At 72.2% G+C, this 12,592-nt stretch carries 12 protein-coding genes; 2 read left to right on the top strand and 10 right to left on the bottom strand.

Translation table 11 applies throughout. The features are described from left to right. Positions 1-6: 6 nt before the first annotated feature. The 7 genes from ACH4U8_RS33895 to ACH4U8_RS33865 all read right to left on the bottom strand — a co-directional run bounded on the left by ACH4U8_RS33895 (position 7) and on the right by ACH4U8_RS33865 (position 8,041). A complete protein-coding gene (locus tag ACH4U8_RS33895; protein ID WP_395782284.1) occupies positions 7-1,155 on the bottom strand; it encodes a potassium channel family protein in 1,149 nt (382 codons plus the stop codon). After that, on the bottom strand, positions 1,152-2,342 hold the full coding sequence (locus ACH4U8_RS33890; protein ID WP_360311269.1) for a molybdopterin molybdotransferase MoeA: 1,191 nt from the start codon (positions 2,340-2,342) through the stop codon (positions 1,152-1,154). Before ACH4U8_RS33890 ends, ACH4U8_RS33895 begins: the two co-directional genes overlap by 4 nt. A gap of 23 nt (positions 2,343-2,365) precedes the next feature. Beyond that, the gene (locus ACH4U8_RS33885) at positions 2,366-3,223 is read right to left on the bottom strand and encodes an NTP transferase domain-containing protein (RefSeq protein WP_395782282.1); all 858 of its coding nucleotides are present in this window, start codon (positions 3,221-3,223) and stop codon (positions 2,366-2,368) included. Next, positions 3,220-3,972: a TrmH family RNA methyltransferase gene (locus ACH4U8_RS33880; protein ID WP_360311273.1), complete on the bottom strand. Its 753-nt coding sequence runs from the start codon at positions 3,970-3,972 to the stop codon at positions 3,220-3,222. The genes ACH4U8_RS33885 and ACH4U8_RS33880 overlap by 4 nt, the downstream gene beginning before the upstream one ends. A 91-nt stretch (positions 3,973-4,063) precedes the next feature. Beyond that, the gene (locus ACH4U8_RS33875) at positions 4,064-5,359 is read right to left on the bottom strand and encodes an HTTM domain-containing protein (RefSeq protein ID WP_360311275.1); all 1,296 of its coding nucleotides are present in this window, start codon (positions 5,357-5,359) and stop codon (positions 4,064-4,066) included. Beyond that, a complete protein-coding gene (locus tag ACH4U8_RS33870) occupies positions 5,346-6,167 on the bottom strand; it encodes a DUF5819 family protein (protein ID WP_395782280.1) in 822 nt (273 codons plus the stop codon). Before ACH4U8_RS33870 ends, ACH4U8_RS33875 begins: the two co-directional genes overlap by 14 nt. A 227-nt stretch (positions 6,168-6,394) precedes the next feature. Next, the gene (locus tag ACH4U8_RS33865) at positions 6,395-8,041 is read right to left on the bottom strand and encodes a long-chain-fatty-acid--CoA ligase (protein WP_360311279.1); all 1,647 of its coding nucleotides are present in this window, start codon (positions 8,039-8,041) and stop codon (positions 6,395-6,397) included. Between the two features lie 122 nt (positions 8,042-8,163). Between ACH4U8_RS33865 and ACH4U8_RS33860 the strand changes: the two genes are divergently transcribed. After that, positions 8,164-8,853: a PaaI family thioesterase gene (locus ACH4U8_RS33860; RefSeq protein WP_395782278.1), complete on the top strand. Its 690-nt coding sequence runs from the start codon at positions 8,164-8,166 to the stop codon at positions 8,851-8,853. Between the two features lie 24 nt (positions 8,854-8,877). Here the strand turns inward: ACH4U8_RS33860 and ACH4U8_RS33855 are convergent, their stop codons facing one another. Next, the gene (locus ACH4U8_RS33855) at positions 8,878-9,210 is read right to left on the bottom strand and encodes a rhodanese-like domain-containing protein (protein ID WP_360311283.1); all 333 of its coding nucleotides are present in this window, start codon (positions 9,208-9,210) and stop codon (positions 8,878-8,880) included. 134 nt (positions 9,211-9,344) lie between these two features. Continuing rightward, positions 9,345-10,163 (bottom strand): hypothetical protein, encoded by an 819-nt coding sequence (locus ACH4U8_RS33850; RefSeq protein ID WP_360311285.1) that lies wholly within the window; start codon positions 10,161-10,163, stop codon positions 9,345-9,347. Between the two features lie 182 nt (positions 10,164-10,345). Between ACH4U8_RS33850 and ACH4U8_RS33845 the strand changes: the two genes are divergently transcribed. Further along, the gene (locus tag ACH4U8_RS33845) at positions 10,346-10,933 is read left to right on the top strand and encodes a TetR/AcrR family transcriptional regulator (RefSeq protein WP_020557109.1); all 588 of its coding nucleotides are present in this window, start codon (positions 10,346-10,348) and stop codon (positions 10,931-10,933) included. 222 nt (positions 10,934-11,155) lie between these two features. Here ACH4U8_RS33845 and ACH4U8_RS33840 read toward each other — a convergent pair whose 3' ends face one another. After that, positions 11,156-12,538, bottom strand: coding sequence for a DUF2252 domain-containing protein (locus tag ACH4U8_RS33840; protein WP_395782276.1), 1,383 nt, complete (start codon positions 12,536-12,538; stop codon positions 11,156-11,158). Between the last annotated feature and the right edge of the window lie 54 nt (positions 12,539-12,592).

Below are 12,592 nucleotides of genomic sequence, written 5' to 3'. Positions count from 1 at the left end.
TCCAGCCTATGAGTCGCCCGTTTTCGGCTGCGGTTTGTGCGATTTGATCACCACGAGTCGGTCACCCGCACCGAGCACCGCCGCCTCAGGGTCATCGTGCCGCAACGTACGGTGTCCGCGCACCACGGCCACCACCAGATCGCCGCATTCGCTCGGCGACTTGCCCGCCTCGCGCTTGTCGATCGGCCGCTCGACCAGATCCATGCCCTCGCCGTAGTGCATGAGGTCCTCCATCACCTCGCCGACGTTCGGGCTGAGCATCGAGAGCCCGAGCAGCCGACCCGCCGCGCTCGCGGTGGTGACCACCGAGTCGGCCCCGCTCTGCCGGATCAGCGGCGCGTTCTCGTCCTCGCGGACCGCGACCACGATCCAGGCCCGCCGATTCAACTGCCGTGCGGTCAGCGTGACCAGGGCGGCGGTGTCGTCCCGGTTGACCGAGACGATGATGTTCCGCGCCCGCTCCACCTCGGCCCGGCGCAGCACCTCGGCCCGGGTCGCGTCGCCGGAGACCACCACCAGCTTGTCGTCGTCGCTCGCCTCGGTGACCGCCTCGGGGTCCGAGTCGACGACGACGATGTTCTCGCGCGAGACGCCCTGTGCCATCAGCGTGTGCACCGCGCTGTACCCGGTCGTGCCGTATCCGACCAGGATCGTGTGGTCGCGCAACGTGGACCTCCAACGGTTGAGCCGCAGCAGCTCCCGTGTGCGCTCGGTGAGCACCTCCAGGGTCGTGCCGACCAGGATGATCAGGAAGATCACCCGCAGCGGGGTGATCAGGACGACGTTCACCAGCCGGGCGCTGTCACTCGCGGGGGTGATGTCGCCGTAGCCGGTCGTGGAGAGGGTGACCGTCGCGTAGTACACCGCGTCGAGCAGCGAGACGTGCTCGTCCACCGTGTCGCGGTAGCCGTCCCGATCCAGGTAGACCACCGCGATGGTGACCGCCAACACCAGCAGCGCCATCCCGAATCGGCGCAACACCTGGACCAGCGGGCCGGGCCGGTCCTTGGGGATGTGTACGCTCGCGCCCGCCTGACCGGCCAAGCCCGCCGGTTCGTCGGCGTTCCGCTTGAGCGTCGGCAGCGGTCGGGCGAGCGAACCGCGCGGCCCGCGGCGATCGGCCGGCCGGTCGTCCGGAAAGCGCACGGTCTTCATCGCGGCGCCCCGAGCACCTCGACCCGATCACCCGCGCGCACGCCGCCCGGCGGCACCACCGCGATGCCGTCGGCGACCGCGAGCCCGCGCAACATCGCCGGGCCGGAGAAGGCCAGCGGGCGATCCGCGCGCATCGGCACCAGGCGGGTGTCGTGCGGGTGGCCGGCGATGTCGGCACCGACCCGGATCCGGCGCGGGCGCGGTTCCGGGCGGCCGGAGAGTCGGCGCAGCAGCGGCACCGCGAGGGTGAGCATGCCGGCCACCGCGGCCAGCGGGTTGCCGGGCAGGCCGACCAGATAGCGGCCCGCGCCGGGGCGCTCGCCGGGCAGGTGGGCGAGCAACATCGGATGCCCGGGGCGGACCGCGACGCCGTCCACCAGGACGTCCGCCGCCAGCTCGGCGAGCAGCCGGTGCACGTGATCGCGCGGACCGTCGGCGGTGCCGCCGGTGGTGATCACCACGTCGGCGCGGGACGCGCTCACGTGTCCGCGCAGCGTGTCCGGGTTGTCCCCCACTCGGCGAACCCGCAACAGGTCGGCGCCGAGCGTACGCAACCACGGCGTGATCAGCGGGCCGAGCGCGTCCCGGATCCGCCCCTCCCGGGGCAACCCGGCGTCGAGCAACTCGTCGCCCAGCACCAGGAGTTCCACCCGGGGCCGGTCGACCACCACGAGTTCGTCGTAGCCGGAGGCGGCGGCCAGCCCGGTGACCCCGGGGGTGACCGTGGTGCCGGCCGGCAACAACTCGTCGCCGCGCCGGCATTCCTGGCCGCACGCGCGGATGTCGGTGCCCTGCTGGATGTGCACGTCGCCGAACAACGTGCGGCCCTCGACCCGGCTCTGTTCGCTGCGCAGCACGGCGGTGGCCCCGTGCGGGACCCGGGCGCCGGTGGCGATCTCGACCGCGTCCCCGTCCCGCATCACGCCGATCTCCGTACCGGCGTCACCCGCGAGCAGCCGCCCGCGCACCCGCCACGGCCCGGGGCCGGCGACCGCCCACCCGTCCATCGCCGAGGTGTCGAAGGAGGGCAGGTCGGTGAGCGCGACGATGGGCCGGGCCAGCACGTGGTCGCGGGCGTGGTGCAGCGTGCGCGAGACCGCGGGCAGCGCTCGCCCGGCCGCACGGGCGGTGGCGCGGGCCTCGGGCCAACCCAGCGCGTGCTGCGGGTGTGGCTCGGCACGCGGCATGGTCCGACTCTCCCCAGGGATCATCAGGCGCCCGGCTCGGCGCCCGGGCCGCGACGCTCGGCGAGGTCCTGTGCCTGGCGCAGTGCCTCGGCCACCGCCGCAGCACCGCCGCCCCGACTCGCCGCCGCGTAACCGACCAGGAAGGAGGTGAGCGGCGCGGCCGGTCGCTGTACGTTGTGCGCCGCCACCCGGGTCATGTCCAGCAGCGCCGTGATGTCCACGTCCAGTTCGATGCCCAGTTCCTGCTTGACCGCTTCGGTCCACTCTTCCAGGCCAGTCATGTCTCTCCTCTTCGGGGCTGTGTCCATCCTCCCCGACCGTGTACGCGCCTCGCGCACATCCGCCCAGGTGTCGCAGTCGAACACGGCGCCGGGCTCGGCCCGGATCCGGCGCACCGCGAGCGGCCCGACCACCCGGCGCAGCGGCGCCCCGGCCGGTTCGGCCAGGGTCGCGACGCCGTCCCGCAGGGCCGCACTGCGATAGGCGGCGAGCAGGATCTGGTCACGCCCGTCGGCGTCGACCGCGACCGCGCCCGCCGATCCGGGGTCCGCGTCCAGCGCGGCCACCAGGCGCTCGATCAACTCGCCGGGCACGAACGGCAGATCGGCCGCGAGCAGGACGACCACCTCGGCCCGCACCAGCGGCAGTGCGGCGGCCAGCGCGGCCACCGGGCCGCCGCCGGGCGGTTCCTCGCGCACCCACACCACCGGGCGCCCGGTGGCTCGGCGCGGCCCGGCGACCACGATCCGCTCGGCCCCGGCGACCGCGGCGAGCACCCGGTCGAGCAACGAGACGCCCGCCACCAGCAGTCCGGGCTTGTCCGCGCCGGCCAGCCGACGGGCCGCGCCGCCGGCCAGGACGACCGCGTCGTAGCGGCTCACGTCGGTGCGTTCGCGGAGGTCGTGGACCAGCGGAAGAGCGTCATCCCGACGCTGGTCGCGAGGTTGTAGCTGGACACCCTGGGCCGCATCGGGATGGCCACGAGCAGGTCCGCGCGCTCGCGCAGCGCCGCCGAGACGCCGTGGCGCTCGGTGCCGAACGCCAGGATCGCGTCGTCCGGGATCTCGGTCGTGCGCAGGTCGACGCCCTCGGGGTCGAGCACCAGGATCGGTCCGGCCGGCAATGTCTCCGGGCCCACCCGCGCGACCGCGGTCGCGAAGTGCAGCCCCGCACTACCCCGGACCACGTGCGGGTGCCACGGGTCCAGGTCGCCGGTGGTGAGCACGGCGGCGACGCCGAAACCGGCGGCCAGCCGCACCACCGCGCCGACGTTGCCCAGGTTGCGCGGGTTCTCCAGGAGCACGATCGGCGCGGTTCGGGCCCGCCCCGACGCGAGGTCGGACTCGGGTCGACCGGCGAGTGCCACCACCCCGGTCCGGCCGGCGCGCGGGACCAGGTCGCGCAGGAACGGCTCGGACACCTCCTGCGCCGTCTCCTCCAGAAAACCGCCCACGTCGGCCGCGAGTTCGTCGGCCAGGGCCCGCACGGCCGCCCGGTCGGTGGTCACCACGAGTCTGATCTCGGCGCCGAACCGCACCGCGTGCTTGACCGCGTGGAAGCCGTCGAGCAGCACCGCCCCGGGCGAGGCGGCCCGCCACAGCGCGAGGGTCTGCATCTCGTGGGGGTTCATGACAGCAGCGTAGGACCTGTCCGAGCGGGTCCCGGACGCTCGGCGGCGGCATCGCGCCGCCGAGCGCCGGGGCCTTGTTCGAGCGGCCGGATCAGGCCCGGCCCGAGGCCGTGGCCACTCCCTCGAGTCCGTCGGAGGGGTCCGGGGCCGATGCTTTCGGGTCGACCGCGGCGGCCGGTTTCGCGGCGGCCGGCCTGCGGCGCAGCCGCGCCGTCAGCCGGGCGATCACCCGCGATCGGGTCCAGATCAGGAACGCGGTGGGCAGGAACAGCGCGTCGCCCACCGACATGGACGCGGAGAACGCGGGCAGGCCCAGCAGGATCGCGATGCCGATGTGCATGCCGATCAGAACCACGATCGCGGCGTACTTGACCCGCTTGGCGAACAGCATGAACACGAAGCCGACCTGGATGAACACCGTGAGGTAGCCGATCAGCACGCCCATCTCGGCGTTCTCGGCGAGCCGGTGGCTGAGCCCGGGCCACGGCGCGAAGTACTCCAGGTTCAGCACGTAGTGCATCGCCGTGCCGTCCTGCCAGTACGAGCCCTGCACCTTGTACAGCCCGGCCGCGCCGTAGATGAAGCACACCTCGGCGGCGATCACGAACAGCGCGCAGTTGTGCACGACGGTCACCAGGCCGGCCCGCACCTGCTCGACCTGCCGCGGCAATCGCCACAGCGCGCCGAAGGCGACCGCTATCCCGGGGACCCAGATCCATTGGCAGACGAACGCGAAGGAGAACTCGGGATCCGGAGTCCACGAATCGGCGCGACAGGTGGTGCCGAGCGCGACCATCGCGAGCAGCGCGACCAGCACGCCGACCTCGTGTCCGGGGCCGGTGCCGGGTCGGATTCCGGTGCGCCTGGCCCGGCGGGCGTCCAGCGACCAGACCCGTCCGCACGCGGTGAAGGCGAGGTAGATCGCCATCAGCAGCAGCACCGTGTCGCCGCCGTCGGTCATCAGGATGGACCGGCTGTTGAACGACACGACCATGATCGCGAACAGGATGCTCATCGCCCGGGTGTGCCACCCGAGCACGAACAGCGCGGAGATCACGATCGCCGCGAGGTAGACGCCCTCGAACCACAGGCGCGAGTCGCTCTCCAGGAGCAGGCTGACCCCGCCGATGCCGCCCAGCAACTCCCGGGCCATGTCCGGCGACCAGGCCGACTGGTCGCCCCAGATCTCCCGGCGGTTGAAGTACTCGCGGATCAGGCCGACCAGGAAGACCAGGCCGTAGCCGATCCGCAGCAGGGCCGACTGGTGCACGGCGAAGGTACGGGTGCTGACGGTGTCGAGGGTGCGCACCAGCCACGCGCCGACGGCGTCCTCCGCCCGGCGGTACACGCTCGCCGCGACGCGCGGCTGCGGCTCAGCGGAAGTCATCGGGCTTCGTCTCCCACCAGCCGAGCGTGCGGTACGCGGTTTCCGGCTCGGGCTTGCCGCCGGGCTTGCCGACCGGCGTGGTCGCGACCCGGATCCGGATGGATTCGAGCCTGCGGTCGGCTCCCGCGTCCTGGAAGCGGTGCACCACGATCCGGCGCAGGTAGCGCTGGGTCAGCGGGCCGCGGGTGCCGATCGCCGTCTCGTCCTTGGCCTCGTGCGCGTCGGTGTAGCTCGACCACGCGCGCCGGATCATGTTCTGGTCGGCCTTGCTGGGATAGGGATTGCCCCGGATGTGCTTCAGGTCGTCCCCGGTCAGGTCGGACCAGCCGGACTCGACGACGGTGCCGTCCGCGTTGCGCACCCGCGACTGGGCCTGCAGGCGGAAGTTCTCCGACATCGGATTGGGCGCGAACAGCGCCCAGTTCTGCTCGAAGTACGGATAGACCCAGGTGCCGGTCTCCTTGCGGTAGTCCTGGGACAGCGTGTTGCTGGGCGCGACGTGCAGGAACACGAAGAACACGTGGACCAGCGTCACCAGGATCGCGAGTATGGCGAACAGCGCGGAGATCGAACGCACCGCGGTCGAGCGGCGCTCGTCCGAGGGCACCGCCGTCTCGGTCGGTGTGTCGACGGGGGCGCGCTCCCCCGCCTGGGCCGGGATCCGGGCCGAGGCCCGGTCCGGTTCCGGCACCGGAGCTCGGTCCGCCGCGTCGGCGGTCGAGGTGCCCACCGCCGTCGTACCGGCCTGGGGGCCGGGCTGCGACCGATCCGCCGGTTGCCCGGGCGCCGCGTCGTCAGGCGACTGCATGCCTCTCCCGTGGTCGATGGGTCCGCCGGTCCGGACCCGTGCTGCCGGCACGCTACCGGGTCGAGTCCGCCGGACGTGTCGAAACCGCTGCCAACCACCCGGTGGGGACGGTTTCCGTGACCATAGAACGTGTTCTACTCTGAGCGCCGGTGCGATCCCGACCCCGCGGCGATGTCCGGCACGGGGGTGCGGACATGCCGGGCCGGGATCGCACCGTCACGGCCGACTCACAGGTCCAGCACGCCCTCGCGGTCGTACGCCCGGTAACGGCCGAGGAGTTCCTCGCGCCCCGCGTCGTCGAGCAGCCGGTAGTCCGCGCCCCGCTCGGGCCGCCACCACACCTGTCCCGCCGCCCGAAAGCCCGCCCGACGCAGGCCGACCTTGTGCACCTTGTTGGTCGCGGTGGTGGGCACCTCGTCCACCACCCGGACGAACACCGGCGCCATCTTGGTGCCCAGATCCGGCTGCTCGGCCATGAACGCGGCGAACTCGCCCGGGTCGAACTCGGCCCCCTCGCGCACCTGTACGCACGCCATCACCTGATCCCCGGTGACCGGATCCGGGACCCCGTACACCACCACGACCTCGAACGGGGCGAAGCGCGCGAGGATGCCCTCGATGCCCGCCACCGCCAGGTTCTCGCCGTCCACCCGCAACTTGTCGTCGGCGCGGGCGGCAAAGTAGAGGTATCCGGCCGCGTCCCGGTAGAAGTGGTCGCCCGTCCAGTACTGCCCGTCGCGCGCCCGGGCCGCCGACGCCTCCTCGTTGCGCCAGTACCCCTCGAATCCGTTGCGCCCGGTGTTGACCAACTCCCCGATCGCCGCGTCCCCGTTGACCAACCGACCCGCCGCGTCGAACTCGGCCCGCGCGCACTCCGCCCCGGTCGCCGGATCCAGCACCGCGGCGTGCTCGGGACACGGTCCGACGGCGCCCGCGGGCGTGCCCGGCCGCCAGTTGACGCTCATCCCGCCCTCCGAGGAGCCGTATCCCTCGGTGAGCGCACAGCCGAACCGGGCCTCGAAGCGCGCCATGTCCACCGCACCCGCCTCGGTGCCGAACCCGGCGCGCAGCGGGTTGTCCCGGTCGTCCGGCCGCTCCGGGGTGGCCAGCAGATAGGAGATCGCCCGGCCCACATAGGTGAAGTAGGACGCGCCGTAACGACGGATGTCGGGCAGGAACGCGGACGCGGAGAAGCGCCGACGCAACGCGACCGCGCCGCCCGCCCGCAGCGCCGGCGACCAGTTCGCCATCAACGCGTTGCCGTGGAACATCGGCATGCAGATGTAGTTGACGTCGTCCGGCCCGAAGCCGAACTGCTCGGACAACACCGTCCCGGCACCCGCCAGCCGGCCCTGCGAGCAGACCACGCCCTTGGGCGCACCGGTGGACCCGGAGGTGAACACGATCAACAGGCGGTCGGCGGGGTCCGCGACCAGGGCGGGCAGCGCCGCGTCCGCGTACGGGCGCAGCAGTTCGTCGTACGCGGGGTCGTCGACCACCAGGATCCGCTCCGCCGGGATACCCAGGTCGAGCCCTTCGAGCAGCGGCAGATGCGCGCGCTCGGTGACGATCACCCCGCACTCGGCGTGCGTGATGTCGCGTGCCAGCTCGGCGCCGCGCCGAGTCGAGTTCACCCCCACCAGGGTGGCGCCCGCCACCGCCGCACCGGAGAGCCAGTGCGGGAACTCGGGCACGTTGTCGAGCAGGACGCCCACGTGCGGCTCGACCCCGCGCGGCAGCAGGTCGGTGAGCAGCGCCGCCCGCGCGGCGGCGGCCCGGGCCAGCTCGTGATGCGTCCAGGTTCGATCCTCGAAGTGGAGCCCGGTCCGTTGGTCGCCCCATTGGTGATGGACGAGTTCCGCGATCGTCACCATGCCGCACTCCCTCACCGAGATCCGCTCAGGCCGGATCTGATAGACCGTTAGATCTGATGCACCGTCATATTCTTTGCCCGCATTCTTGGCAAGATCAAGAAAAGTGTCACGGAGGTACGGGTATGAACTCGAACACCAGGCCGCTGCCGCCGGCCTCGGCCACCGCGCTCGCCGAGCTGATGGCCGGCACGCTGCCCGACCCCTCGACCGTGACCGCGGAGGCGCTGGACCTCGCGGATCGGGTCCGGGACCTGGTCGAAGCGGTGGTGTGGACGGACGTGGACGCGGCGGTGCGCGCGGACGCGGCGCGACGGGTCGCCGAACTGACCGAGTTGCTGAGCGCCGCCCGGCGCCCGCAGGCGGTGTCGCTGATCCGGTATCCGAACGGCCGACTGGAGCATCTGACCCAGATGGGTTCGGGACGGCTCAACCCGCAGGCGCCCAGGCTGATCTTCGAGGACGTGGAGCCCCGGCCGGACGTCGCCGCCGACCCGGAGTCGGTACAGATCCGCGCGCACTGCACGCTGACCGCGGCGCACGGCGGGCCGCCCGCCCGGGCGCACGGCGGGATCGTGGCGGTCGTCCTCGACCAGTTGCTCGGCGTCGCCGCGTCCGCGGCCGGCGCCCCCGGGCTGACCGCCGGGCTGGACATCCGCTACCGCCGGGCCACGCCCTACGACGTGCCGTTGGAGCTGACCGGGCGCTGGACCGGTCGCGAAGGCCGCAAGAGCTTCGCGACCGGTGAGATCCGCGCCGACGGCGAGGTGACCGCCGAGGCGACCGCCGTGTTCATCGCGGAACGCCGATCCTGACCGGTCCCGCGACCGGTCCGCGGGTCAGACCACCGCCGGGGCGGCCGTCGTCTCGCTGACCATCGGCCGTCCGGCGGCCTCCCAGGCCAGCATCCCGCCGTCGACGTTGACCGCGTCCCACCCCTGCTGCCCCAGATAGTGGGTGACCTGGGCGGACCGGCCGCCGACCCGGCACATCACGTATACGCGGGTGTCGTGCGGGACCTCGGCGATCCGCTCCAGGAGCGTGCTCATCGGGATGTGCCGGGCGCCGGCCACATGACCGGCGTCCCATTCGTGCACCTCCCGTACGTCCAAAACGAAGGCGTCGTCAGGGACCGCGGCGGCGGGCACGGCCGGCGGGGGCGACAGGTGCATCACATCTCCGGGAGTTCGGGCGTCCGGAACCCGTCCGGCCGCGCTCATCGCACATTGTCGACCATCGGCGCCGGGCACCCGCGCCTCGCACGAGCGAACGATCGAGTCCGCCGCGCCGGGCCGGGGGTCGCGGGTCAGGGGTCGACCAGCGTGCCGAGCACCTTCTCCTTCTCCGCGATGTCGTGCAGGAGCTGATCGGCCAGGTGCTCGAGCAGCCCGTCCGGGTCGTTCGGGGCGAGCTGGAGCAGTTGCCCCATCGCGCCCTCCATGAGCTGATCGCGCAGACCCGACAGCTCGGCCCGCCGGTGGGTGAGCCAGGCCAGTCGGCTGCGCAGCCACTGCCCGCGACTCTCCGCGTCCGGCCCGGTCGCGCCCTGCGGGGAGGTGGCCCATTCGGTACCCAGGGCCAGCAGCTCGGTCACGTCACCGCGCGCGTAGGCGGCGTTCACCCGGGCGATGAAGGTGCCTCGGCGCTGCTTCTCCTCGGGATCCTGGACCAGGTCGGGGTGCGCCCGGCGGGCCAGCTCGCGAAAGAGTTTACGTGCCTCGGCACCGGGACTGACCCGGTGCACCTCGGGCACCGGCATCGGCTCGTCGGCCGCCTCGCCGGCGCCGCCCGTCGCCCCGCCCGCACCGTCGAGGGCGCCCAGCAGCGAGTCCAGGTCCGGCATATCCGTGACCACACCACGCAACTCGACCGCGCGCCGGATGTCCGCCGGGTCGCCGGTGTGCGCCGCGATCGCCTCCGCGATCAGGGCGTCCAGCTCGTCGAGTCGCTCGTAGAGCGGTCCCAGCCGGCGGTGGTGCACGATCGCCAGGTTGTCCAGCTCGACCTGAAGGGTCGTCACATCCACTTCGTCGTCGAGCAGCGCCGTCTCCGCGGCGGCGACCTGTTGCTCCAACTCGGCGATTTCGGGGTCCGACCAGGGGGTCGGCGCGCTGACCTCGTCCATCACGTCCCTTGTGTGCTGTTCTGTTCCCGCGCGACACCGGCCGGCGGGCGCGTCTGCCGGACTTTGAAGATCAAATCACTCGCAACACCCCCCAGCAGCCTATGTGGTAGGGCAGCATGGTCAGGCCGTCCCTGGCCAGTCGATCCAACAAAGCAGTTGGCTAGAGGGGATAAGATCCAGCCATGCCGCCCGACACCGCACGCACCCGAGCCAAACTTCTCGACGCCGCCCGCGCGGAGTTCGCCGAGCACGGCATCGCCGGCGCCCGCGTCGACCGCATCGCCCTGCGCGCCGGGGTGAACAAGGAGCGCATCTACGCGTACTTCGGCAACAAGGAGCAGCTCTTCCAGCACGTGCTGACGGAGTCGCTCCAGGAGCTCAACACGGTCGTCACGATGCCCAACGACGACCCGGCCGAATACATCGCCCAGGTCTACGACTTCTACTGCGCCCGCCCGGAGCTGCTCCGGCTGCTGGTGTGGGAGGCGTTGTACTACGGCCACGACCCGGTTCCGGACGAGGAGCGGCGAGTCACGAGCTACGCCGCGAAACTTCAGGAGTTCGCCGATCATCTCGGCGTGAAGCCCTCGCCCGACGTCGCCCAACTGCTCTTCTCGCTCATCGGCGTCGCCGCCTGGCAACAGACGATGCCGCAGATGTCGCGGGTACTGCTGGGGGCCGACTCGGAATCCGAGGAGGCCCGGGCGAACCGGCGCAAGCACCTCATCGAGTTCACGCGAGCGTCCATCGCATCGATGAAGCAGTCCTAGGGCGCACGGCCGGATGAAGGGTCCACCCTTCATCCGGCATGCCCACGCGATACCGCTCTTCCCGCGGCTCCACCGGACGGCCCGCGAATTCCCGCACCGTCACCCGTATCCTTCGCAGCCCGACGCCACATCCGGTGGAGATCCCGCGCTGCTCGTCGGCGGGCAGGTCCGGGACCTGCCCGCCGACGTCCCGGCCGGCCGCCGCGCACGGCCGACCCGGGATCAGACCCCGGTCTCGGCGGGCAGCCGCCCCGACCGCACGGCCGCGAGCAGTTGTTCGTGATCGGCCTCGGTGCGATCCGCGTAGCGCACCGCGAACCGGGCGAACGCGTCGTCCAGCCGGTCGCTCTTGCCGCAATAACCCGCGAGCACCTTGGGGTCCACCGAGTGGCTGTGCGCGCGGGCCAGCAGCGCGCCGGTCATCCGGGCGTAGTCGTCTATCTCGTGCGCGGCCAGCACGCTCGGGTCGATGCTCCCCTTCATATTGCGGAACCGGCGCACCATGTACGCCCGCCCGTCGATCGAGGTCCACCCGAGCAACGAATCGGTGCCGGCCTGCATCCACTTCTGGCCCACCACGACCCGACGCCCCTCGTGCTCGACGTGCGCGGGCGGCAGATACGGCGCCAGCGCCGAGGGCCGCGCCTCCTTCACCTGGAGCACCAGCGGCTCGTCGCCGTTGCCCAACAACAGCACCACGTAGGCCCGGGTGCCGACACTGCCGGTGCCCACCACCCGAAACGCCACGTCCTCGACCGCGAACCGGGCCAACAGCGGCCGACGTTCGGTGGAGAGCGTGTCCACATAACTCTCCAGGCCCGCCGCCACCGCGTGCGCGAGCGCGTCGTCCACCGCGGTGAGCACCGGCGGCTCCGGCACGAAGTGCCAGGTGCCGTCGGAGCGCCGCCGGGTCGCCTTGGCCGCGAACCGGGCGCTGGTGTTGCGCCGCGCCTTCGCGGTGACCTGGGCCAGCAGACCGGACAACTCGGCCGCGTCCGCGTGCGCCACCAGCGACTCGTCGGCGATCGCGTGCCACGCCTGCAACACCGGCATCCGGGCCAGCACCGACATCGTCCTGCGATACGAGGCCGCCGCGTCGAAGGCGGCCTTGTGGCACGCGTCCGCGTCCAGGCCGCCGACCCGGCCGGCCACCACGAGCGAGGCGGTCAGCCGCTTGAGGTCCCACTCCCACGGGCCCTGGACCGTCTCGTCGAAGTCGTTGAGGTCCATCACCAGCCGACCCTCGGCGGTGCCGAACACCCCGAAGTTCCCGGCGTGCGCGTCGCCGCAGATCTGCCCGGTCAATCCGGTGACCGGCTGCGCCGCGAGATCCGCCGCCATCAACCCGGCGGAGCCGCGCAGGAACGCGAACGGCGAGGCCGCCATGCGTGCGATCCGCAGCGGCACCAGATGATCGAGCCGCCCGATATTGGCCCGCTCGACGCTCTCCACCACGTCGGGCCGATCCACCGCGGGTTCGAAGTTCGCGTGCGCGGCCCGCGACACCCGCTCGCGCAGCCCCTTGCCCAGCGCCTTCGACGCCACATCAGACCTGTCCCGAAAACCCGGAACGATGAATTCCCGCCCCACCGAAGTCCCCGACATGTACCGATCCTCCTCCGGAGCCTGTGCCCGGCCCACACCCAGAGACGACCGGAC

Source organism: Embleya sp. NPDC020886, from assembly GCF_044333915.1.
Lineage (GTDB): Bacteria > Actinomycetota > Actinomycetes > Streptomycetales > Streptomycetaceae > Embleya.
This window is presented reverse-complemented; position numbering and strand designations above follow the sequence as displayed.